The 23,864-nt window shown below is 37.3% G+C and carries 18 protein-coding genes and 5 pseudogenes; 21 read left to right on the top strand and 2 right to left on the bottom strand.

The window, feature by feature from the left end:
* The first annotated feature begins 23 nt into the window (after positions 1-23).
* The 21 genes and pseudogenes from WG932_RS07990 to WG932_RS07890 all read left to right on the top strand — a co-directional run bounded on the left by WG932_RS07990 (position 24) and on the right by WG932_RS07890 (position 21,760).
* Positions 24-2,318, top strand: a complete 2,295-nt coding sequence (locus tag WG932_RS07990) for a SusC/RagA family TonB-linked outer membrane protein (RefSeq protein WP_483087573.1) — start codon at positions 24-26, stop codon at positions 2,316-2,318.
* Between the two features lie 26 nt (positions 2,319-2,344).
* Positions 2,345-3,169 carry a hypothetical protein gene (locus WG932_RS07985; RefSeq protein WP_483087572.1) on the top strand — a complete coding sequence of 275 codons (825 nt, stop codon included), beginning with the start codon at positions 2,345-2,347 and terminating at the stop codon, positions 3,167-3,169.
* A 5-nt stretch (positions 3,170-3,174) separates the two neighbouring features.
* A pseudogene (locus WG932_RS07980) lies at positions 3,175-4,712 on the top strand (RagB/SusD family nutrient uptake outer membrane protein).
* A gap of 315 nt (positions 4,713-5,027) precedes the next feature.
* A pseudogene (locus WG932_RS07975) lies at positions 5,028-5,974 on the top strand (DUF1549 domain-containing protein); the annotation flags it as partial.
* Between the two features lie 303 nt (positions 5,975-6,277).
* On the top strand, positions 6,278-7,867 hold the full coding sequence (locus WG932_RS07970) for a DUF1553 domain-containing protein (protein WP_483088598.1): 1,590 nt from the start codon (positions 6,278-6,280) through the stop codon (positions 7,865-7,867).
* Between the two features lie 26 nt (positions 7,868-7,893).
* Complete coding sequence (locus WG932_RS07965) at positions 7,894-8,169, top strand: hypothetical protein (protein WP_483087571.1); 276 nt, start codon at positions 7,894-7,896, stop codon at positions 8,167-8,169.
* A 67-nt stretch (positions 8,170-8,236) separates the two neighbouring features.
* Positions 8,237-9,681: pseudogene (locus tag WG932_RS07960) on the top strand (DUF1501 domain-containing protein).
* A 40-nt stretch (positions 9,682-9,721) separates the two neighbouring features.
* Positions 9,722-10,045, top strand: a complete 324-nt coding sequence (locus WG932_RS07955) for a hypothetical protein (RefSeq protein WP_483087570.1) — start codon at positions 9,722-9,724, stop codon at positions 10,043-10,045.
* A complete protein-coding gene (locus WG932_RS07950; RefSeq protein WP_483087569.1) occupies positions 10,033-10,998 on the top strand; it encodes a Gfo/Idh/MocA family protein in 966 nt (321 codons plus the stop codon). Before WG932_RS07955 ends, WG932_RS07950 begins: the two co-directional genes overlap by 13 nt.
* A 679-nt stretch (positions 10,999-11,677) precedes the next feature.
* Positions 11,678-12,484 (top strand): Gfo/Idh/MocA family protein, encoded by an 807-nt coding sequence (locus tag WG932_RS07945; protein ID WP_483087568.1) that lies wholly within the window; start codon positions 11,678-11,680, stop codon positions 12,482-12,484.
* Positions 12,485-12,612: 128 nt separating this feature from the next.
* A complete protein-coding gene (locus tag WG932_RS07940) occupies positions 12,613-13,644 on the top strand; it encodes a Gfo/Idh/MocA family protein (RefSeq protein WP_149392851.1) in 1,032 nt (343 codons plus the stop codon).
* Between the two features lie 477 nt (positions 13,645-14,121).
* The gene (locus tag WG932_RS07935; RefSeq protein WP_483087567.1) at positions 14,122-14,436 is read left to right on the top strand and encodes a hypothetical protein; all 315 of its coding nucleotides are present in this window, start codon (positions 14,122-14,124) and stop codon (positions 14,434-14,436) included.
* Positions 14,409-15,395 carry a PAS domain-containing protein gene (locus tag WG932_RS07930; RefSeq protein ID WP_483087566.1) on the top strand — a complete coding sequence of 329 codons (987 nt, stop codon included), beginning with the start codon at positions 14,409-14,411 and terminating at the stop codon, positions 15,393-15,395. Before WG932_RS07935 ends, WG932_RS07930 begins: the two co-directional genes overlap by 28 nt.
* Entirely contained in the window at positions 15,370-16,155 is a 786-nt protein-coding gene (locus WG932_RS07925; protein ID WP_483087565.1) for a PAS domain-containing protein, read from the top strand. The genes WG932_RS07930 and WG932_RS07925 overlap by 26 nt, the downstream gene beginning before the upstream one ends.
* Before the next feature lie 16 nt (positions 16,156-16,171).
* Positions 16,172-16,495 (top strand): annotated as a pseudogene (locus WG932_RS07920) (PAS domain S-box protein); the annotation flags it as partial.
* A 27-nt stretch (positions 16,496-16,522) separates the two neighbouring features.
* Positions 16,523-18,145 (top strand): PAS domain-containing protein, encoded by a 1,623-nt coding sequence (locus WG932_RS07915; RefSeq protein ID WP_483088597.1) that lies wholly within the window; start codon positions 16,523-16,525, stop codon positions 18,143-18,145.
* Complete coding sequence (locus tag WG932_RS07910; protein WP_483087564.1) at positions 18,145-19,005, top strand: PAS domain-containing protein; 861 nt, start codon at positions 18,145-18,147, stop codon at positions 19,003-19,005. Before WG932_RS07915 ends, WG932_RS07910 begins: the two co-directional genes overlap by 1 nt.
* The gene (locus WG932_RS07905; RefSeq protein WP_483087563.1) at positions 18,969-19,256 is read left to right on the top strand and encodes a PAS domain S-box protein; all 288 of its coding nucleotides are present in this window, start codon (positions 18,969-18,971) and stop codon (positions 19,254-19,256) included. Before WG932_RS07910 ends, WG932_RS07905 begins: the two co-directional genes overlap by 37 nt.
* A gap of 204 nt (positions 19,257-19,460) precedes the next feature.
* A pseudogene (locus tag WG932_RS07900) lies at positions 19,461-21,005 on the top strand (PAS domain-containing protein); the annotation flags it as partial.
* A gap of 18 nt (positions 21,006-21,023) precedes the next feature.
* Positions 21,024-21,455, top strand: coding sequence for a sensor histidine kinase (locus tag WG932_RS07895; RefSeq protein WP_483088596.1), 432 nt, complete (start codon positions 21,024-21,026; stop codon positions 21,453-21,455).
* Positions 21,350-21,760 carry a sensor histidine kinase gene (locus tag WG932_RS07890; RefSeq protein WP_483088595.1) on the top strand — a complete coding sequence of 137 codons (411 nt, stop codon included), beginning with the start codon at positions 21,350-21,352 and terminating at the stop codon, positions 21,758-21,760. Before WG932_RS07895 ends, WG932_RS07890 begins: the two co-directional genes overlap by 106 nt.
* 295 nt (positions 21,761-22,055) lie before the next feature.
* On the opposite strand, the gene WG932_RS07885 is transcribed toward WG932_RS07890, so the two are convergent.
* Together WG932_RS07885 and WG932_RS07880 are read right to left on the bottom strand one after the other, a co-directional pair.
* Entirely contained in the window at positions 22,056-23,525 is a 1,470-nt protein-coding gene (locus WG932_RS07885) for a Gfo/Idh/MocA family oxidoreductase (protein WP_483087562.1), read from the bottom strand.
* A 177-nt stretch (positions 23,526-23,702) separates the two neighbouring features.
* Complete coding sequence (locus tag WG932_RS07880) at positions 23,703-23,864, bottom strand: hypothetical protein (protein WP_187770891.1); 162 nt, start codon at positions 23,862-23,864, stop codon at positions 23,703-23,705.

The following is a 23,864-nucleotide window of genomic DNA, read 5'->3' as shown; positions in this document are numbered from 1 at the left end:
TTTATTCACTAAACCACAAATCAATGAAAAAAGCATCAATTGAAAGTTGTTGGGGTTTTTATCTCCCCACTAAGAAAGCCATTGCAAGCCTATATTTTTTAATTGCATTTCTAATGATATCCCATTTCGGGTACGGTAACAATTCCACTTCAAAAAAATTACAATCTATTAAGGAATCACTAAGAGTTGAAATTATCGGTACGGTTGTGGATATAAATGGTGAACCAATACCTGGAGTTACAATATCTGTACCCGGCACAGGTAGAGGCACTGCCACCGATTTGGACGGAAAATATATGGTAAATGTAGATAAAGGAGAAACATTAGTTTTTTCATTTATTGGATTTGTTTCCCAAAGGATCCAGATTTCCGACCAAAGTATTGTTAACATTACTTTACTAGAAGATACCTCTTCTCTAGATGAGGTGGTGGTAGTAGGTTATGGCACCCAAAAAAGAGAAAACTTAACGGGTGCAGTTTCTTCAGTTAACTTTGATGAGGAGCTTCAGAACAGGCCAATTACCAATGCTTCTCAGGCATTAAGTGGACAGGTGCCGGGTGTTTGGATAAGTCAAAACTCAGGAAAACCCGGGAGTGATGGTGCCCAAATTCGTGTTAGAGGATGGGGTACATTAAACAATTCAAATCCATTGATACTTGTAGATGGCGTAGAGGCTTCAATAAATGAAATCAATCCTAATGATATCGAAAGTATGACGGTATTGAAGGATGCTGCTAGTTCTGCCATTTATGGATCTAGAGCAGCAAATGGAGTGGTTTTAATTACCCTTAAATCGGGGAAATTTGGAGAAAGGACCAGTGTGAATATAGGTAGTTATGTTGGGCAGCAAAGTCTTGGAAGGCGCTATAATATTATAGAAAATAGTGCGGAATATATGGGGATGTGGAACCAGGCCTTAGCCAATCAAGGAGGTAGCGCATTGTTTCCTGAGTCAGTGATAAACGATTTTAAAAACGGAAGTGATCCATACGTTTATCCCAATACCAATTTCTTTGATGAAGTGTTTAGAAAGGCTCCCATTACAGAACACAATGTATCTGTTAAAGGTGGCTCAGAGCAGACCAAGTTTTATGTATCCATGAACTACCTTAATCAGGATGGAATTATGCTTAATTCCAATTCAAGTAGATACGGACTTACTTTAAATCTGGAATCGAAATTAAAAGACTGGTTAACCATCGGTGGTCGTATTAATGGTATCAAAAAATCATCTGAAGAACCATTTAACATAGGACGAATGATGTATATTTTCGCCAATGGTGGCTATCCTTTTACAGCGCCATATACTGAAGACGGTAGATTTGGGTCTGTCCAGGCAATTAACAGCAGTGGAAATACAATTGTAGGCAATAGAAATCCATTAATAGAAACAGCCAATGGGCTTTCTCTCACAGAAAACAATTTTTTCAAAATGAATGTTTTTGCAGACATTGATTTCACTGATTACTTGACTTTGAAGGCCAATTTTACTTCACAGTACAATAGTAATTTGAGAGACCGACACAACAATTTGGTTTATGGATATACCAATACAGGGGTAGAAGGAAAAAACCTGGATTACCTTACCATTTTGGAGGCTAGTAGAGAGAACGTTCAAAGCAATTATAACACCTTATTCTCTACCTTGAACTTTAACAAAACCTTTAATGAAATTCATAATATCTCTGCCATTGCTGGTATTCAAATTGAGAGCACTGTTATCAAAGACGTTTATGGTAGAAGGTCAGATCCACCTAAGGAGGGAATGATACAAGTCGATGCCGGAACCGCAGGTTTCCAAGCCAATGGAAACATGAGTGAACTCAGAATGATGTCCTATTTTGGCCGTGTAAATTACGCCTTATCAGACAAGTATCTATTTGAAATGAATCTTAGAGCTGATGGTAGTTCTAGGTTTAAAGAAGACTATCGATGGGGTGTATTTCCGGCATTTTCAGCAGGTTGGAGACTAGGTGAAGAAGCCTTTATGAAAAGCCAAAATTTAATTTCAGACCTTAAAATACGAGCTTCTTGGGGGCAACTGGGAAATCAGAATATTAATTCCTACTGGCCATACCTAGCTGTGGTAAATCAAACGAATGGACTTAGCTACAATTTTTCTGGAAGTTTTGCACCTGGTGCAGGGATAACGGCTCTTGTGGATGAGAGAATTGGATGGGAAACTTCGGTAACAACAGATTTGGGAGTTGAATTTGGTTTGTTAGACAATAGGATTTTTGTAGAAGCAGATTACTTCATGAAAACGACGAACGATATCATAGTTCAATTGCCTATACCATCAATTCTCGGGGGGTAAGTGCACCTTTTGAAAACGTAGGAGAAATGACCAACAATGGTTTTGAATTTAATATCAATTACTCAAAGTTGGCTAAAGATAGAGATGATGTAGGTTATAATATTGGCGTCAACATGACCTATATCGCAAATCAGGTAACCAAATTCAGAGAAAATTCACCAGATCAATTGTACCTGATTCGCGAAGGGTTTTCCTACCGTGAATTGTATGGTTATAAAGCCATAGGGATTTACCAAACTGACCAGGAAGCATCAGAACACATGTCTGCCAATGGGTATATTCCACAAGCAGGTGAATTGAAATATGAAGATGTTAACAATGATGGTCGTCTGGGTTTTGAGGATAAAATGGCTTTGGGGAATACCATCCCTAAATACACTTTTGGTATTACACCAAGTGTTAATTATAAAGGTTTTGATTTAAGTACTGTGATCATGGGAATAGCTGGGGCAAATGTTTATACCCAGAATGCCTGGACCCAACCTTTGGGAATTTCCGGAGGAACAATCACTGAAAAATGGAGAGATGCCTGGACGGTTGACAATAAAAGTACAACAGTACCAAGGATTTCAATAAGTGATACGTGGAGAAGTGAAGCATCTTCTTATTGGGTAAGCGACATTTCATTTGTTAAACTCAGAAATATCCAGTTGGGTTATACTTTCTCTTCTGCTTTAACAGAAAGACTTGGACTTCAAAAACTATATGTTTATGGGAATGCCCAGAATATAGGTTCGTTAGTGTCCAAAGACTATGAGGGATTTGACCCCGAAAGAAACACGTTTGATTCGGGGGATAATTTTTATCCTTTACCAAAAATTCTTTCCCTTGGTGTCAATATTAATCTATAAGCATTATGAAAATGATAAAGATATTTAAAATAAATTTTGTAGTCCTGGGCATGCTTCTTTTTAGTAGCTGTGGTGAGGAATTTCTTGCAGTATATCCTACAGACAGGATTACAACGGTTTCATTTTGGCAAAATGAAAATGATGTTAAATTGGCTTTAAATGGTATCTATAGTGTTTTGAAACATAGAGGAGTATATGGGTCAGGGCCGACTTTTGATGCCATCACACCCTATGCTTACCAGTGGGCCCACTGGAATGGTTTGGAAAAGCAAATTGGTAACGGTTCAATTACAGCAAGTACTACAGGCGGTTTAGTAGATGAGCGATGGACGATGTGCTATAGGATCATTAATTTCTCCAATGATTTTATTGCCAATTTAGAAAATGTTGATCTTCCTGCAGATAAAAAAGCCACTTATTTGGGGGAGGTACACTTTCTCAGAGGAATTGCTTATGCATTATTAGCGGATGCTTATGGTGGTGTGCCCATCATATTAACCAAGTTAAATACTCAGGAAGTAACCGAACTAAGTAGAAATACCCTTGAAGAGACATGGGCTCAGGCCATTTCAGATTATGATATAGCGATTCAAAATTCAGAACCTGTAAGCTATGAATTGGGTAGGGTTACCAAAGGTGCTGCATTGGGTATGAAAATGAGGGCTTATTTGTATCAAAATAAATACACTGAGGTCTTGCAGATGGTCGAGCAAATTGATGCCTTGGGAATGTATGATTTATTTCCAAGCTATGAAGGACTCTTTAAGTTGGACAATGAGAACAATGAAGAGGTTTTATTTGATATTCAGTACATAGCTGGTGAACAAGGTCAGGGAAATTTCTTTGCTTGGTTGGCCCTTCCAGGTGGTGTGGCTGCCGCAGGAGCGAGTGATCCTGCACCTACACAACATATTATAGACGAATATGAAATGATCGATGGTTCAGCCGTTGATCCTAACAATGAGTTTGAGGGAAGGGATCCAAGATTGGATTTTTCGATATTAAGGCCTGGAGCAACTTTTGAGGGAAGGTTATATCCTTCAGAAGTTCCTAATCATACAGGACAAAGGGTAGGATTTGGATTACGAAAAAATGTTGGAGAAGGAATTCCTTTACTTAGTCCTAGGGTTTCACCATTGAATTTTATCGTATTACGATATGCTGATGTGTTACTGGCAAAAGCTGAGGCGCTTATTGAGACCAATCAAAATATACCTGAAGCCATTGGCATTATCAATAGAATAAGAACGGAACGAACCGATGTTACAATTACTTCTTTGCCAACTGATCTTTCTCAAGAGGCTGCCAGAGAGAAGTTAAGACATGAGCGCGTTGTTGAGTTTTTGGAGAAGGAATTTTATGGGCTGATATTAAAAGATGGAAAATTGGTCAAGACCTTTATCCTGTAGATATTAAGGCTGCTGATGGAGGTTTGATTGAAGTAAAATTTCCAAATGGCTATGAAGATAGACACAACCTATTGCCAATTCCAGACAATGAAATTTCTTTCAATAAAAATTTAGAACAAAATCCAGGTTGGTAAATAATTATCCGCATGGATTTATACCCGTTAAGTATTAAGATCGATTATTTGCTTATCGGATAATAATTGTCATGACCGGAAGTTTTGTGCATTGTCCTTACAAACACAAATACTTCAGGTCGTGACATTTTCATTAAAAAATATAAAGGCAATTCGTATATTAGAAAGAATAATTTTGTCAATCGTGTCAAAAATGAACAAAGGTCTTATACTAAAAATAGCTATATTTTTAACCATTTTTTGGTTGTTATTTGGGTTGTCCCTTTTAATCGGACCATTGAGTTTTCGGAAGAAGTGGAAGAACAATTACCAGAAATGGTGGATTTTAACTTACACATCAAACCCATTTTGTCTGACCGGTGTTTTGCCTGCCATGGGCCGGATGTCAACAAAAGAGAGGCCAATTTAAGATTGGATGTGGAAGCTGATGCACTTGACTTAATTGGTGAGAACAAAGACCATTATGCTTTAGTGCCTGGAAATCCTATGAAAAGTGGTGTCTACCTACGGATAGTTTCAGAAGAGGCAGACCTGAAAATGCCACCTGCTGAATCTAACTTAAAACTTTCTGAAACGGAGATCGCACTAATTACTCGATGGATCGAACAAGGTGCCAAATACAAGCCTCACTGGTCCTTTATTCCCCCTCAAAAAACACATACCCCCACCCTGGATGATAAAGCTTTGTCATGGGCTGAAAATGAAATAGACCATTTTGTCTATGCTAAAATGCTTACAAAAGGACTGGAACCATCAGAAAAAGCGAGCAAGGAAACCCTGATCAGAAGACTTTCTTTCGACCTTACTGGTTTGCCACCCTCCATGGAAGAAGTGGAGAGTTTTTTAAACGATAACTCCAAAAAGCTTACCTAAAGTTGGTGGATAAATACTTGGAATCCCCACATTATGGCGAAAGGTTGGCCTCTAAATGGTTGGACCTGGCCAGATATGCCGATTCTAATGGGTACCAAGATGATGGAATGAGGAATATGTGGCCTTGGAGAGATTGGGTAATAAAAGCATTCAACGAAAACTTATCCTATGATGATTTCATTCTCTGGCAATTGGCAGGAGACCTATTGCCAAACCCAACTTATGACCAAATTCTCGCAACAGGATTTAACCGCAACCATCCACAGAGCCAGGAAGGAGGGATTATTCCTGAGGAGTATAGGGTAGAATATGTCGCTGACCGTACCAATACCCTTGGTAAAGCATTTTTAGGATTGTCTACAGAGTGTGCTAGATGCCATGACCACAAATATGACCCTATTTCTCAAAAGGAATATTTCCAGTTATATGCATTTTTTAACAATATCAATGAAACGGGTCAAGTGCCTTATGTAGGTGATGCAAGCCCTACCTTGATCCTGAAAGACGATGAAGAGGTGGAGAAAAAAATCGCCTATATCAATGAAGAAATTCGGAAAAAAGAAACAACTATTGATAGTGTTAAAAATCAGGCTTCAAAATCCTTTGAAAAATGGTTGGCTAATCTGAATGCTCAATCAACTTCTCAATTTACTATAAAAGGCCAAATCGGGCATTATCCACTTGATAAACCAATGGATAATAAATTTAAAAACTTAGCCAATAAGAACAAGCCGGCAGACATGGTGGTTATTCAAAAGGACAAAGAGATATTGACAGTGGATGGGAAATTTGGCAAAGGAATACAATTGGTAGGGGATAGTTATGTTGACTTAGGTCCAGATATAGCTTATTTTGAACGGAGTGACCCTTTTTCTATAAGTTTATGGTATAAAGCAATAGAGGACAGTTTAAATGGACCGATTTTTTCCAAGACCGGAGGTTTTGCAAATGGTTTTAGAGGTTACGAATTGTTGATTAGAGAAGATGGAAGTTTGGCCGGCTTGATGAGCCATACTTGGCCAGCAAATGCCATTGAAGTCCATACCGAGGAAAAGGTGCCAGTAGGGGAATGGGTTCACCTTGTTATGACTTATGATGGATCAAGTAAAGCTACTGGTTTGCAGATTTATATGAATGGGAAACGTCTAGGACGTAAGGTTGTTACCGATCATTTGAAGCAAAGTATTTTGGCCTATGGCAAAGAAAAAAGAGGTATTGGTCATCCTGGGAATTTACAGATTGGAAAACGAGGAACCAATTTTGCAGAAACATTAGACCATTCCCTTGTGGATGAAATCCGGGTTTTCGATCGAAAACTAACAGCTATTGAAACCCAAATGTTGGCAGGAATCCAAGACCCAATATTGAACAATTTAAAGGAGGGAAACAATATAGCTTTACAGGACTATTATTTTTCTGTGGTAAATCAACATTACCAAAATCAAACACAATCCTTGCACAAACTTCGGAAAAAAGAAAACGAATTATTAAGCGCTAAGCCTGAAGTCATGGTTATGCGGGAGAGGAATGAAGAAAGAAAGACTTTTATTCTAAACAGAGGGGTTTATGATGCCCCTACTGAACAGGTTTTCCCAGAGACTCCAGCCGTATTGTTTGCTTTTCCTGAAGAGCTTCCTAAAAATAGGTTGGGACTGGCCAAATGGCTTCTTCATAAAGAAAATCCATTAGCTGCTAGGGTAGTGGTCAATCAATATTGGGAAATGATCTTTGGAAGAGGGATCGTAGCAACACCTGATGACTTTGGAAACCAAGGTGAGTTTCCTTCTCACCCTGAATTATTAGATTGGCTTGCAGTAAATTTCATGGAGTCAGGATGGGATCTTAAGCAATTACTTAAATTGATGGTAAGCTCAGCTACTTATCAGCAATCATCTATTCTAAAAGAGAATGTTAGAGAAATAGATCCTTCAAATATATGGCTCTCAAGAGCCAATGCCTCCCGTATTCCAGCAGAAATGGTTCGGGATCAGGCTTTGGCTTCAAGTGGTTTATTAGTTCCAAAAATTGGTGGAGAAAGTGTGAAACCTTACCAACCCAAGGGACTATGGAGGGAGTTGACTGCTGAATATGCAAATGAATACATTGAAGATACAGGAGATAATTTGTACAGAAGAAGCCTTTATACCATTTGGAAACGAAGTGCACCTCCTCCTTCAATGATCAATTTTGACGCTTCTGATAAATATGTGTGTATCATCAAAAGGCAAAATACCAATACCCCACTGCAGGCGCTAGTACTTATGAATGCCCCCAGTACATAGAAGCCTCTAGGGTCCTCGCAGAAAAGATGTTAATAGATGGAGGAGTTGAGACTTCAGATCAGTTAAAATATGGTTTTAGAGCAATCACAAGCAGGAACCCTGAACCTAAGGAATTGATGATTTTGGAGGAATTGTACCAAAATGAGCTTGCTGAATTTCAACGCACTCCTCATGAGGCCGATAGTTTGCTTCAAGTTGGGGAATATGGTAGAGATAATAGCCTACCCAAGGAAAAATTGGCGGCCTTTACGCTGGTTAATTCCACTTTAATGAATTACGATGAAGCCATCTATAAACGATAAGCAGATTTTAACGAGTGGAGACACTATCTTGGAAATGCATAGGGTTTAGAAATAATAAATTAAGGATATGAGTTTATTACATGATCCAAATATGGATCGCCGTCAGTTTTTAACTAAAACTAGCCTAGGTTTAGGAAGTGTGGCCCTGTCTTCCTTATTGGATCCTGGAAATCTTCTGGCCAATATTGGAGTTGATAAAGAGGCTGGCTTAGGCAGGCTTCCTTTAGTACCGAAAGCCAAGCGGGTTATCTTTCTTTTTCAAAGTGGAGGTCCCTCCCAAATGGAACTGTTTGATTATAAACCATTGCTAAATGAGCGTTTTGGTCAGGAGTTGCCTGCATCAATAAGGGCTGGGCAACGGTTAACAGGTATGACATCAAGTCAAAATTCATTTCCTCTAGCCGGCTCAGTGTTTGATTTTGCTCAATATGGACAAAGTGGTGCCTGGGTAAGTGAATTGATGCCACATACAGCAAAAATTGTAGATGAATTGTGTTTTGTGAAATCCATGCACACGGAGGCAATAAACCATGATCCTGCCATTACCTTTTTCAAACTGGATCACAGTTAAGTGGTAGACCTTCTATGGGCTCCTGGATAAGTTATGGTTTGGGTAGTGACAATAAGAACCTTCCTGAATTTTGTGTTTTACTTTCGAGAGGCAAGGCTGGGGGCCAACCGCTATATGCAAAATTATGGGGGAGTGGGTTTTTACCATCTTTGCATCAGGGAGTGCAGTTTAGGTCTGGAAAAGACCCTGTGCTTTATCTGAATAATCCCAATGGGCTAAGCGCTAAGAGCCGTAGAAGGATGCTAGATGCACTGAAGGACCTTCATGATATAAAGTATGACAAAGTGATGGATCCGGAAATCAATTCCAGGATTTCTCAATATGAAATGGCTTACAGGATGCAGTCCTCTGTACCTGACACAATGGATATATCAAATGAGCCGGATTATATTTACGACATGTATGGTCCAGATTCCAGGAAACCTGGAACATTTGCTGCCAACTGCCTTTTGGCTAGAAGGTTGGCAGAAAAAGATGTCAAGTTTATTCAACTCTACCATCAGGGCTGGGATCAACATGGGAATTTACCCCGTGACATTAAAATCATGAGTAAAAGTGTAGATCAGGCAGGTGCTGCTTTGGTAATGGATTTAAAACAAAGAGGATTGCTAGAAGATACTCTAGTGGTATGGGGAGGTGAATTCGGTCGAACCAATTATTCTCAAGGAAAATTAACATTAGACAATTACGGAAGAGATCATCATCCAAGGTGTTTTACCATGTGGATGGCTGGTGGTGGTGTAAAAAAAGGGTACACTCACGGAGAAACATGCGAATTTGGGTACAATATTGTGAAAGATCCGGTTCATGTGCATGATTTTCAGGCAACAATGCTCCACTTGCTGGGAGTGGACCATGAAAAATTAATTTTCAAACACCAGGGAAGGCGATTTAGGCTTACAGATGTAAGTGGGCATGTCGTTCATGATATTATCAGTTAATCTCTAGATTTTTACAAAAACAAGATAAACAAACCACCAAATGACGAAAATAGAAAGAAGGTCTTTTATTAAAGGCGCGGCAGCAGTATCTGCCATTACAATTTTGAAACCAAGTACGGTTTTTGGCACAAAAGCCAATTCAGCAGTTCAGCTTGGTATAATCGGTTGTGGAAATAGAGGGACATCTGTAATCACTGCGATGTCAAAACATACAAATGTTAATATCATGGCGATGGCTGATCTGTTTGATGACCAGCTTAAAGTGGCCAAAGAAAAACTGGACGGACTAAATAAGGACAAGGGATTTGGGGAAATTGATCCAAAAACATTTACCAAGGGTCGAAAGCTTATATGGAGCTTTTAAACAATAATGAGGTGGAAGCGGTATTAATCTCGTCACCAGCCTATACCCATCCTGAATTTGTAGAAGCTGCTATTGCAGCAGGAAAACACATTTACTGTGAAAAACCTGTAGCTATAGATGTAGCAGGGGTAAAGCGAATAGAGAAAGCTGGAAGTACCATTAACGGGAAATTGAGTATGGTCGTGGGTTTCCAAATCCGACATGCCACTGCCTACCAAGAGATGGTTAAGAGAGTCCAGGAGGGGGCTATAGGAGATGTGGTAACGGCTCAATTGTATTACCTTGCTTCAGGACTTCCACTTAAACCTATAGACAATATGTCTAAATCAGAGGCAATGATTCGTAACCAGTTTCATTTTAGATCCCTGTCTGGAGGGATTCTATTGGACCAAGGAATCCATATGCTTGATGTTTGTAGTTGGGCCTTGCAAAGAAAACCTATTATGGCCATGGGTTCTGGAGGTAGAGATCACAACGATGCTTTTGGTGATGCTTGGAACAATTATCAAGTGATTTATAAATATCCAGACAATATCAGGGTGAGTTTTCATTCAACGCAGTTGGGACCTACTTTTGGAGATGTTTGCGCTCGTTTTATTGGTAGCAAAGGAATCGCAACGGCCCATTATAGCGGAGGTGTATTTATAGATGGAGAGCAGGCTTGGGATTCTGGAGTGATTCGACATGAAAGTGCCAACGAAGATCGAAGCCAACGTGCGGCTGGAGTTTTTACTTCCTCTTTGCATGATTCCAATGAAAATAAAGTCAAAAGTTTCATAGGAAGTATAAATTCAGGTAAATTCTTAAATGAATCAGCCTCAGGTGCGACTTCTACCTATACTGCAATTTTGGGTAGGATGGCAGCTGAAAAAGGTGAGCCTGTTTCTTGGGAAGCTATGCAAAACTCCAATGAAAGTATTGATCCAAATCTAAATTTACCTCAATTTGGTTGAGTTTCACCTTACAAATGGTGGGCGCTTAAAGGGAATTTAGGCCTATAAAAGCATGCAACAAGTAACTTAAGTATTGAAATGCACATTCTTAATTGAAGGGATGTGAATATTTTTTATTTTAAATAACCTTCCAAAGGTTAACTATTGAACGTAATAATGTATTTGAAACAAAGGGTTTTAACGATATTTTTTAACAATAAAAGATCATGAACCACCGAATGGTATAAATTTGGATTATAACCGTAATTATAGGGTTGAAGTACTCTCCATTTCTATGGTAGAATCAGGACAAGGTTGAAGTAAGGGTATCTTTTAGGTTAGTTTCACCAAGTAAATGGTATAGATGTTAATTACAAATTTTAGGTTCAAGCAATTGCAGGTGAAAAATCAATACCGTTCTTACTTGAATAGGGTAACTTGACCAAAAAATAGATAAGGTTTAGCATTCACACCACGGCTTTTGTCAAAAAAAAACTAATTTTGAATATGACCCGAGAAATCAAAACACCGTCAAAATAGAGGGACACTTAAAGTAATAAGTAGAAAATAGGATTTTTATAAATTTAGCAACAATTAATAATTAAGGCGAATTATTATATATGAAGAGATTTAACTCAAGTAATGTACGTTGGGGAGTGATTGGAGCAGGGAGTGTATGTGAGAAAAAAGTGCCCCTGCAATGAATAAAGTAACTGATTCATCAGTAGTTGCCGTGATGCGTAGGAATGCTGAAAAGGCTAAAGATTACGCAGAGAGGCATGGAATACCAAAATGGTATGCAGATGCAGATGAATTAATCAACGACCCGGAGGTAAATGCAGTATATATTGCTACTCCTCCCAATTCCCACTTGGAACTAACAAAAAAAGCTGTTGAGGCTGGAAAGCCTGTGTATGTTGAAAAGCCAATGGCTAGAAATCATGCTGAGTGTTTAGAAATGATAAAAGTTTGTGAGGATGCGGGCCTGCCATTGTATGTTGCTTATTATCGCCGGACCCTCCCCAATTTCTTGAAAGTTAAAAGTCTAATTGAAGAAGGGGCTATTGGTGATCCAAGGTATGTACATATTACAATTAATCAATCCAAGCACCCAGATGTAATCAAAGATGAATCCAATTGGAGAATAGATCCGGAAGTAGCAGGAGGCGGATATTTTTATGATTTGGGCTCCCATCAATTGGATTACTTGGACTTCCTTTTTGGCCCGATGAAAGAGGTTAATGGGGTGGCAGCAAACCAATCAGGAGATTATCCTGCTGAAGATATTGTATTGGGAAATATTACTTTTGAAAACGGTGTATTAGGAAGTGGTAATTGGTGTTTTACTACTGGTGAAACCTCACAAAAAGATGAAATCGTCATTATTGGGAATAAGGGAGAAATTAGATTTCCTTGTTTTTGGGGTACTTCGGTCACACTAAAAAAGATGGAATGCCCGATGAGGTTTTTGAATTTGAAATGCCCGAAAATATCCAATTTTATTTAATACAGTCCATTGTAAATGAGTTGCTTGAAAAGGGAGGAAATTGCCCAAGTACCGGAGTTTCTGCTGCAAGGACCAACTGGGCTATGGAACAAATGACTAAAAATTTTAATTGATTAAATACTTTAAAAATGTCTAAACAAAAGCCATTGAAGTTTGGAATTATAGGAACAGGAGCAATAGCCGGAATGCATGCGGCAGCCATCAATGCCAGTGAAGAAAGTGAGCTTATTGCTGTTTTAAGTTCAACCGAAGAAAGAGCAAAGTTGGCTGAGGAAAAGTTTAAAGTTCCTGCCTACTTTGAAATAGATAAATTTTTAAGTACAAGTGAATTGGATGTAGTTTGTATCTGCACTCATAGCGGTAACCACCTAGAACCTGCACTTGCCGCAGCAAAAGCAGGTAAACATATATTGTTGGAGAAACCTATTGAGGTAAGTATTGAAAGAGCCGATTTACTGATTAAAGCTTGTGAAGAGGCAGGGGTGAAGTTAGGAGTCATTTTTCAAAATCGACTTAAACCGGGCTATCTAAAGCTAAAAGAAGCTGTGAAGTCAGGGAAAATAGGGAAATTATTAATGGGTACAGCAGCTATTAATTGGTACAGAGATCCGTCCTATTATAGCTCAAGTGATTGGAAAGGTACTAAAGAGGGTGATGGAGGAGCAGCATTAATCAACCAGGGTGTGCATACCATTGATTTGCTTTTGGATATTATGGGAGATGCTGATGCTGTTTATGGACAAGTTAGAACCATGGTTCATAAGATTGAAGGAGAGGACCTAGCTTCGGCAATTGTGAATTTCAAAAGTGGTGCACTTGGAACAATTACCGGTGGCACTTCACTTTACCCGGGGAATCCTGAAAGGTTGGAGATTTATGGTGAGAATGGAAACATAATATTAGAAGGAGGAAAAATTATCGCTTGGAATATTAAAGGTGAGGAAGATAAGTTGATTCCCGGTTCGGATATTGGAGGAAGTGGTGCTTCAGACCCTATGGCCATAGATTTTAAGCTACACCAAGTGCAGATTGAAGACATGGTAGAGGCCATTAGAAAAGATACTAATCCGGTGGTAACCGGGCAAGATGCCAAAAGATCACTCGCCTTAATTTTAGGGGTGTATGCATCCTCAGCAGAAAATAAGAAAGTAAGTTTGTAAATATTTTATGGTTTAGAAATAGACCGTGTAGATGTAAATCCCCTCAATCAAAGGATAGTTTATAGATCTCTTAAAACCGAATAATTATAATAAAATTGTTCGCTTTTAAGAGATTTTTTTCTAGAATTTACCTTTATACTACTGTTAAATTTTTTAAGAAGGAATCGAGAACCAGAATGAGGCAAGTTGTACTTATTTATTGCCTAAAAAAGCCAAATCAAACTCTGTCTACTTTATTATTATTGATATTGATTTTTTTAATTTCTGAACTTTAAGAAGTGGTCCTTTCCGGTTTTTTTGGGGAGCATCTGATCGTTTTTCTATTTCATTGCTTACCTAAATTAATTGATGAAACGTTAATGTAAATGTTCCAATTTTAAACATAAACTTAGTTTTTAGAATAGGTTTAATTTTATTTGATTATTTTTAGATAGATTGGAGAATTTGGGAGAGGGCTGATCAAGTATTTATAATACCATGGAAGAAAAAAGGACAGATGAAGATCGTGGAATAGTAGATAATGGAATCACAGATGAATTGGATTCAATAACTGATTTAGCTGGGATTTTGACCGGTGCTCCTGTTAGTTTTCTATTTAAAATTAATAAAGGTAATACCGCTATAGTTTCTTGTATTGGATTAGATGATTCTAAGTCTCTAGAGGAAATAGGCTTAATGGAATTAGTTAGCCATTTCTCTGAAGAGGTGCATGTAGTGAATGATTGCAAAAAGATCCGGAACTTTCACAAATTTCTTTTCCGGAAATGTATTTCTATGCAGGAGTACCACTAAAAACCTCATCAGGTGAAATTTGGGGCATGTTGTGTGTCATTGATTTTGAGCCAAGGGAATTGGATGAGAAGAAAATTAAAGCGCTTAAACTTTTAGCGACACAAACAACCAAATTATTTGAGATAGAGCAAAGTAATAGTGAATTAGCAATAACAAAAGAAAAGCTAAAAAGTGAATCAGATAGGTTGAATAATATATTAGAGGCAACCCAATTAGGTGCTTGGGAGTGGGATATGGAAAAGAATATTGTCTCTATTAATCACCGATTTGCATCTATGATAGGGTATGAGCTTGAGGAGTTGTCACCATTTACAATGGATGACTGGTATAAAATTTTACATCCTGAAGATAGAGGGAATTCTGACAGCGTTTTAAAAGCTTGTTTCAATAGGGAGTTGGATTTTTATGACATAGAATGCCGGCTGATTCATAAGGATGGCCATGAGGTTTGGGTCAATGATAAAGGAAGGGTGACCAAGTGGTCACCTACCGGAAAACCATTACAAATGTCAGGTACCCATGCGGATATTACGAATAGGAAGATTAATGAGATTCAGTTTCAGACAGTGTCTGATAATATTCCAGGAGTAGTTTACCGATATAAAAAGCTACCATCAGGTAAAAATCGCTTTGAATGGGTAAGTAATGGTGCCAATCAAATTTTCGGATTTTCTCCTAATCAAGTTATGGAAAATAGCAATTTGGTTTGGGATAGTGTATATCAGGAGGATGTGAAAAGCCTTAGCGAATCTATAGATAAATCCGCTGAAAGTTTAACCTTTTGGTTAAAAGAGTACAGGTATCTACATTCAGACGGTTCCTTGCGTTGGCATAAAGGTGCCGGTACTCCTCACAAATTAGAAGATGGTAGTATTGTGTGGGATTCCATCATCATGGATGTTACCAAAAGGAAGAAAATAGAAGAAAAGTTAGGTGAGACTTTGTTTTTTACAAAATAAAATTAAAGAACAAGAATGTATATTCAATATTAGTAGACTAGACTATTCTTGGGATCAAATTGATTCTTTGTTTCAAAATGCAAGCAATATCTTTCCTTTGGCTTGGCCAACCCCTGAGGAAACTCATGCAAAGATCACGTTTCAAGACAAAGTGTATTTAAGTTCAGGATATCAACCTTCAAAATATATATTAAAATCTGAATATATATTACACGATGGTAAATCTTTGGAACTTGAATTAGTACTTCCCAAAAACACCTTTGGTGAAAATAGATCTAGCAATTTAAAAAATGAATCCAGGCTAATTGATAACCTAATGTATCATTTAGGTACTTATTTAGACCAGTTAAGTAGCCAAGAAGCATTACGGATATCGAATGAAAGAATAGGAACGCTTATTCAAACCATCCCCGGAGTATTTTGGGAGTCTCATTCCGATAGTTTTAAACTTAGTTATATAAGTCCTCAAGTAAAAGATATTTTAGGTTACATGCCGGAAGAATGGTGTGAGGATTCGGAATTTTGGGTGAATCATATTTATAGTGATGATAAAGAAAAAGTTCTTAAAATAATTTCGGAAAACTCCAAAACTAATAATGACTTCACAATCGAATATCGGTTTATAAAAAATAACGGTTCCATTGTATGGGTCAGTGATATGATTAAAGTAATTGTTGATGAAAAAAATGGAATAATGTACAGGGGCCTTATGGTAGATATTACCAAAAGGAAAGAAGCAGAAATAGCCCTAAAAAAATGAGAAGAGATTTAAAGCGCTTGTAGAAAATGGTAGAGATGCCATTGTTATTTTTGATGCTGAAGGTGTCCAGAAGTATGTTTCACCTTCAATTTCACAAGTTCTCGGTTACAGTGAAGAAGAAGCGTATGGATTGCAATTGAATGAAACCATTCATCCGGAAGATATGGCACTGTCTTTGGCAAAAATTCAATGGGCTATGGCTTCACCTGGGCTACCAATTGAAGGGGGGATTATAAGAACGAAACATAAGGATGGTACGTGGAGATGGGTAGAATCTACGATTACAAATTTTTTAGATGATCCTGACATTAATGGATTGGTTGATAACTTCAGGGATATAACTGAGAAAGTAAAGCTTAATAACCAAATGGAGAAAAGGGAAAAAAGATTCCGGTCTCTGGTTAAAGAAGGCTCTGACTTGACAGCTATTATCTCGCGGACAGGAGAGTATTTGTACGTAAGTCCAAATTATCCCCAAATTTTAGGGTACAAAGAAGAGGAACTAATCGGCGATTATCCTGTCAATTATTTTCACCCGGAAGACAGAGATCGAGTTATAAAAGAGTTTAGTAACCTTCCATTAAGGCAAAGAACCAAAGGCCACCCTTACCGATACAAACGTAAGGATGGCTCTTACTGCTGGCTACTAACAGTAGCTACAGATTTATCGGATGACCCTAGTCTTGGAGGGGTTGTTGTGAATAGCATGGATATTAGTAAATTAATAGAGGCTCAAGGAAAACTAATTACTAGTGAATCCAGGTATAAAAGCTTTCTTGACTCCCAAACCACATTTGTCATCCGGATTGATCTTGAAGGTTACATTAGCTTTGCTAATACCAAATACATTGAGACTTTCAATTGGCTCTTTTCTGACAATGAAAAAATTAATGTTATCAATACTGTCCCGGATGAAGAAAAAATCAAATTAAAGCAAATTATTAATAAATGCATACAAGAACCTGAAAAAGCACACAAAGTAGAACTTCACAAATTAAACCCTAAAAAAGGTACTTATACCACAATATGGGACTTTGTTGGTATACTTGGGGTTGATGGAAAACCCCAAGAAATTCAATGCAATGGAATAGATATTTCCGAACGAATTGCTTTTGAAGAAGAACTTAAAAAGAGTAATGAGCGCTTTGAGTTGGTTATGCAAACAGACTCCGGAAGTATATGGGATTTTGATCCCAGTACTGGTGATATGTTTTTAGGGGAAGGGTTTGCTTTAAACTTCGGTATCAAAATTCAATCTCTATCAAATAATTACGAAGTTTTTTCCAATAGCATCCATCCTGATGATCTCGACTCATACAGGGAAAAAGTGAGGCAAATTATATTTAACAGCTTAGACAATCAATTAGAAACAGCATATCGCCTTATTAAAGAGAATGGGGAATGGGCATATGTAAAAGAGAAAGCAGTTATTCTAAGAGATCAAAATGGGAAAGCTTATAGGGTGGTCGGTGCTATAAGGGACATTACTTTGGAACATTTTTATGGTGAACTTGAAACCATTGAAAAAGAGCTGATGGAGATGAGCATGGAAAAGGACGCAAACCTACCCGATTTATTGATCAGTTTTCTTTCCAATTTAGAAAGACTGTTTCCCTCCATGAAAATGGCAATTTTGAAGGTTTCAGACAACCGTTTATTGAATTTGGCCACACCTTCTTTTCTTGATTTAAATAAAGTTAGCGTCAAAGATTTTGAGTTGTATTTGAATGAGTTAACTAGCCAAGAAAATTTTTCAGATTTATTAAATAAGGAAGTTTTTATACCTGAAATTAGAAAAGACAATAAATGGAAAGGATTGATGAACTTTTCGAACGAAGAAAAAATTCGATCTTGCTGGTTATTACCAATTAAGAACTCAAATGAGAGGTTAGATGCAGTTTTAATAAACTTTTTGAATATGCAAGAAAGCCTAGCGGTTATGAATATTATGCTATTCGAAGGAGCCAAAGAATTTTCCCTGTATTGTTAATGAAATTTGAATATTTTGAAAACTTACATAAAAGTAATGAGCGCTTTACCTATGTCAATATGGTTACCAATGATGCCATTTTTGACTGGGATTTTAATAAGGACGAGTTCCACTGGGGAGAGGGATTTTATAGGATTTTTGGCTACCAAAAAGGTGAGGAGATCAATAAAATTTCAGAATGGGCTTCTTTTATGCATCCGGTAGATTCCATAGAAACCGACAAAGTGTGGGATGATTTTGTTTCTGATTCTAAAAGTAATAGATGGCATAAGGAATATAGATTTCGACATAAATCCGGTCAATTTCTTCATACAGAGGAGATTAGTTATATGATTAGAGACAGCCAAGGTAAACCTTTAAGAATGATTGGTGTCTTACGAGATAAAACTGATGAAAAGGAGAATTTTTTCCAAAAAGAAGTACAGCAACAAATTGCTGAATACTTCAAGGATGATTCAGCATTGAAAGTAATTTTAAAAGAGGTCTTGAAATATATTTCTTCTATATCAGACTTTTCAGGGTGTGAAATTTGGCTATTAAATAGAAAGGAAGTTGGAATAAATTTACTTCAAGATTATTGGGCTATTAAAAACCCGAATTTGAATGATATAAAGAAGATAAATAAAGGTTTAGCTAATCATGCTTTAAATTCCGGTTCATTTTTAAAGTTCAATGAACTGGAAATGGAGCCTAGTTTTGCAGGGATAAATTCTGATATACACCAATTTATTAAGGAAGTTATAGGAATACCATTGTTTCAAAATAACATTCAGGTTGGGGTGTTGCTATTATATGTCAATGACATAGTTACATTGCCTAAGGATTGCCAACAGTTTTTGAACCAATTGGCGTCTTATTAGGAGGAGAAATTAAACGGAAACAGCAGGAAGAAGAAATGAGGCTTCTTTTTGAAAGCGCTCCTGAAGTGTTGACTGTAATTGATACAAGTGGATATTTTGTAAAAGTTAACCCCTCATTTTGCAAGGTATTTGGATATAGAGAAGAGGAGGTTTTAAACAAAAAGTTTGAGGACTTTATTCATCCTGAGGATAAAAATTTATCAATGAGGAAGTTTTCTTTAGAAAAGGGGGGAAGTAAAAAACCTAATTAATAGATACCAAACCAAACCAGGTCAACACAGATGGATTTCTTGGAATACTTCCGATAAGTTTGGAGAAGAAGGTTTGGTATTTATTTTTGGCCATGACATTACGGAATTAGTGTCTTTACAAACCTTACTTGACAATGCTTCTAAACTCTCAAGAATGGGTAGTTGGGAAATTGACTTGGTAAATAATGAACTTTTTTATCCTCCACGTCCAAGGAAATTTACGGTCTTCCTCAAGATAGTTCTCCTTCCCTAGAAGAACTTTCGGCATTTTATGATATAAAAACAAAGGATACAATCGAAAATGCACTTAAGCAGGCAGTAAGTAAGGGAAAGTCTTGGGATTATCAGATTCTATTAAAGCATTTGAGTGGAAGTGAAACTTGGATAAGAAGTATTGGTAAGCCTGAATTTAGCAATGGTAAATGTGTTCGTATATCCGGATCACTTCAGGACATCCACAATCAAAAGATAAGCGAAATTGAATTAGCGAAAAACAATCAACTTCTCGAAATAATTTCTAGAGTAATTGAAAAATTTCTGTTAGTTGAAGATTGGAAGGATGCCATAGAGAAGGTTTTTCAACTTACGAGTGAAGCAGTTGAAATTGATAAAATTAATTACTTTCAAAAAAATGAAGTTGGAGATGATGGGGAAGAGTATGTTACAAAGATGATTGAATGGACGCTAGGGGAGGATATAAACTTTACAGAAAATGTTGCTGTCCAAAAGCTAGCTGTTGATGATTTTCCTGAGATAATGGATGTCTTGAAAAGAGGAGAATTGTTTATCGTAAATACAAGTGAATTACCTTATTGTAAATTGAAAGAGAATTTTGAAAAGCTAGGGGTTTATTCTAATGTTTCAATTCCGATCACAATTAAAAATAAATTTTATGGATTTTTAAGTTTCAAAACCTGCCACTCGGAACGGAGTTGGACAGAGAGTGAAATTTCATTTTTACAAACCATTTCTTCCAACTTATCTTCAGCGATACAGCGAACCAATAGCCAAAAGGCCCTTTTGCAATCCTTTAAAGAAAAGAATGCCATTTTGGAGAGTATAGGAGAGGCATTCTTTGCTTTGGATAATGATTTTAAAATCCTCTATTGGAATCAGCGTTCAGAAGAAATTATCGGCATAAGTAAAGAACGAGCACTCAATAATGTGATTTGGGAGGTGATTCCGCGAATAAAAAATTCCAAAGTTCAAAAACAGCTATTTTTCGCTCTACAAAATCAGGTGAATGTTCATTTTGAGATGTTTTCCGATCGAAGAAAAATATGGTTGAATGTAAATGGTTACCCTTCCGAAGATGGCATTAGTGTTTTTATTAAAGACATAACCCAAGAAAAATTAATATCAGAAAAAATTCAACTTTCTAATGAGCGGTTTGAGAAAATAGCTGAAGCCACCAATGATGCTATTTGGGATTATGATATTGAAAACAATGAGGTTTTTCGAGGGGTGGGATTTCACACCCTCTTTGGATACGATTTGAAGGATAGCTCTCCGGATATAGTAGCCTTACAAGAATTGATTCATCCAGAAGATAGGGAAAGAATCACGGTGAAATTTAAAGAATTTATTAATAGTGATGTTCTTACCAATTGGTTCGAAGAATATCGTTTATTATGTAATGAAGGACATTACGCCTTTGTAATTGACAGGGCAATTTTTATTAGAAATAAAAGCAATAAAGTTACTCGGGTGGTAGGTGCCATAACTGATATTACCTATAGAAAAGAGTATGAAGAATCCCTTCAAGCTATGAATAATCAAATGGCTCAGCATGCCATTGAGCTGGAAAGGTCAAATAAAGAGCTGGAGCAATTTGCCTATGTAGCTTCTCATGATTTACAGGAACCTCTGAGAATGGTGAGCAATTTTATGGGATTGTTAGAAAGGAAATACCGAGATGAATTGGATGAAAAAGCGCACCAGTACATAGGGTTTGCTGTAGACGGAGCTATGCGGATGCGCCAAATTATTTTAGATTTATTGGAGTTTTCAAGAATAGGAAAACATGAAGACAAGCTGAAAATATTAAATATTAATGAATTAGTTGATGAGGTCTGTGTGCTACAAAAAAGAGGATTAAAGAATCCAAGGCAATTGTTAACTTCAATAAACTTCCTCGAATTGTTTCCTATAAAACACCACTATTTCAGGTTTTTTATAACCTTATTGGAAATGCTTTAAAGTACAAGAATGAAAATGAAGAACCAGTAATAGATATTAGTTTTGAAGAAAAGGATGGGTTTTGGCAATTTTCTGTCGAAGACAATGGAATTGGAATAGATCCAATCCACCACGAAAGAATTTTCACTATTTTTAAACGTCTTCATGGAAAAGGTAAATATGAGGGCACCGGGATGGGATTGGCCATTGTAAAGAAAATCATAGACAACTTGGGAGGAGAAGTTTGGGTAAATTCGGTAAAAGGTGAAGGTGCTAAATTTTATTTTACTATACCTAAGGCCAATCCGGAGATGAATATGGAGTGAAAAATCGTTTTAATATAGAAGGATTCAAATTTAAAAGATGGGTAAATTCTTTCTTAAAAAATAATGAAATGGGTAGCTTCGAGAAAAATCATCGTGATATTTAATCAAATTTTTTTTGATTAAATCTATTAGTAACCTCATTAGAGGGTTATTAATGTTGTTGAAATGATTAAAATAGAAAAGCCCCGGAAGCGGAATTCCGGGGCAAAAACAATTTAATTCTATTTAAAATACCACCACTAAGCACTAGTGTTCATTTTAAATGCTTAAGTGCTATATCTAATAAAGGTTAGGTTTATATTTTTGGAAGTTCAAAACCTTCTCTGTATTCTTTCGATACAAACTGATTGGCAGGTTCAAAATTGGTAACCTTCATGTTTTCACCATCCCACAATAGTTTAATGCCTCTACCAGGATAATCAAAGCCCTTACCATCGGCTTTAGGTGTTCTCAAGTCATAACTCTTTATGGCCAAATTGCCCATAAGTACGGATTCAGTCAAAGGACCCGCAATAGAAAAAGGAGAACTTAGCTCATTGTATTCTTTACTTCCATGACCTGCAATACATGCATTAACCCACTGTGCATAGTGACCTCCCACGCCACCTTCTACACGTGGTAAAGTGGGAGCTACATTTACGCTATCATTGATTGAAGAAGGTAATAACTTAGGATTCATACCATAGGTAGAACACATCATTTTACCCCTTGTTCCTTCAATTATAACGCCATTTCCACCATCACCCATTTCTTCATTAGGACCAAGCTCTTCAGGCCTGCTAGGTTGGATACCACCGTCCATCCAGTGAAATTCAATATTACCTCCATTAGGCCTGTCAAAACCCAAGGTGATATGAGAGGAAGGAGGACAGCTTTCAGGGAAATAGCCTTTTGTAAATTCTCCTGTATATACGGAGCCAACACTACATTCTGCACCGGTAGGGTATCCTAAGTCTAAGGTACGGAAAGCAGGTTCCATCAAGTGACATGCCATATCTCCTAAGGCACCTGTACCAAATTCCCACCAGCCTCGCCAGTTAAAAGGGTGTAAATTTTCCACATATCCCATTTGCCTTGCCGTTCCTAACCAAAGGTCCCAATTAAGATTTTTAGGCGCTTTTTTCCCTGATTCCCCAGGCCAAGGAACACCTTGAGGCCAAACGGGGCGGTTGGTCCATACTTGGACTTTGGTCGCCTCGCCTATTAGCCCTGCAGCATACCACTCACGCATTTTCCGAACCCCGTCTCCTGAAGCCCCTTGATTACCCATTTGGGTTACTAACTTGTATTTTTCTGCTGCCTGAGTAAGTACTCGTGCTTCGTGTATGGTATGTGTCAATGGCTTCTGAACATATACATGTTTGCCCATTTTCATAGCCGTTAAAGCCTGAACAGCATGATTATGATCTGGTGTGGAAACAGAAACAGCATCTATATTGTTATTTTCCTTTTCCAGCATTTCTCTATAATCTTCATAGAACTTTGCTTTAGGATGAGCTTTGATCCTTCCGGAGGCCCTATTTGGATCCACGTCGCATAGCGCAACTATATCTGCATTTCCACTTTCGTAGAAGCTCCTAATATCACTTCCACCTTTACCGCCGGCACCTATACCTGCAATTCTAAGTTTGTCACTCGGTGCCTTAAAACCCGGTCCTCCAAGTACATGTCTAGGTACAATGTAGAACCCGGCTGCTGCCATAGCAGAGGCTTTCATAAAATTCCTTCTGGAATTGTGTTTTGTGGATTTACTGATATCTTTCATTGGTAATTTTTTAAATTATTATAAAGGTCTAAAATATTAAAAATTGACGAAAGTTTCTTGTTTTTTTATATAGAAAAATAGATTTTGAAAAGCCCCCTTTATATAATACAATATGTGGCATTAAAATATACCTTTCCCTAACTTATATTACCATTAATCAATGGAAAAGACCAATAATTATTGGTCTTCTTTTTTTGTATCTACGTGAATGGTCTTTTTTGATTTTTTAATTTTAGGATTGGGCAAAAGGTAATCCTCTTGTATGTCAGGCTCATTTTGATAACATACTGGCGAAGAATTTACAGGGAGGTTTGCATTTTTCTTTTTTTGATCTGCCAT

It is taken from the genome of Cyclobacterium sp. SOCE241 (assembly GCF_056867545.1).
Note: the sequence above shows the minus strand (reverse complement) of the source record. Positions and strands in the feature narration are given on the sequence as shown.

Coding starts and splice junctions, on each gene's coding strand:
- WG932_RS07990 (WP_483087573.1), top strand. CDS start 24: ATGAAAAAAGCATCAATTGAAAGTTGTTGGGGTTTTTATCTCCCCACT.
- WG932_RS07985 (WP_483087572.1), top strand. CDS start 2,345: ATGACCAACAATGGTTTTGAATTTAATATCAATTACTCAAAGTTGGCT.
- WG932_RS07970 (WP_483088598.1), top strand. CDS start 6,278: ATGGATAATAAATTTAAAAACTTAGCCAATAAGAACAAGCCGGCAGAC.
- WG932_RS07965 (WP_483087571.1), top strand. CDS start 7,894: ATGTTAATAGATGGAGGAGTTGAGACTTCAGATCAGTTAAAATATGGT.
- WG932_RS07955 (WP_483087570.1), top strand. CDS start 9,722: ATGACGAAAATAGAAAGAAGGTCTTTTATTAAAGGCGCGGCAGCAGTA.
- WG932_RS07950 (WP_483087569.1), top strand. CDS start 10,033: ATGGAGCTTTTAAACAATAATGAGGTGGAAGCGGTATTAATCTCGTCA.
- WG932_RS07945 (WP_483087568.1), top strand. CDS start 11,678: ATGAATAAAGTAACTGATTCATCAGTAGTTGCCGTGATGCGTAGGAAT.
- WG932_RS07940 (WP_149392851.1), top strand. CDS start 12,613: ATGTCTAAACAAAAGCCATTGAAGTTTGGAATTATAGGAACAGGAGCA.
- WG932_RS07935 (WP_483087567.1), top strand. CDS start 14,122: ATGGAAGAAAAAAGGACAGATGAAGATCGTGGAATAGTAGATAATGGA.
- WG932_RS07930 (WP_483087566.1), top strand. CDS start 14,409: ATGTATTTCTATGCAGGAGTACCACTAAAAACCTCATCAGGTGAAATT.
- WG932_RS07915 (WP_483088597.1), top strand. CDS start 16,523: ATGGAGAAAAGGGAAAAAAGATTCCGGTCTCTGGTTAAAGAAGGCTCT.
- WG932_RS07910 (WP_483087564.1), top strand. CDS start 18,145: ATGAAATTTGAATATTTTGAAAACTTACATAAAAGTAATGAGCGCTTT.
- WG932_RS07895 (WP_483088596.1), top strand. CDS start 21,024: ATGAATAATCAAATGGCTCAGCATGCCATTGAGCTGGAAAGGTCAAAT.
- WG932_RS07885 (WP_483087562.1), bottom strand. CDS start 23,525: ATGAAAGATATCAGTAAATCCACAAAACACAATTCCAGAAGGAATTTT.
- WG932_RS07880 (WP_187770891.1), bottom strand. CDS start 23,864: ATGGCAGATCAAAAAAAGAAAAATGCAAACCTCCCTGTAAATTCTTCG.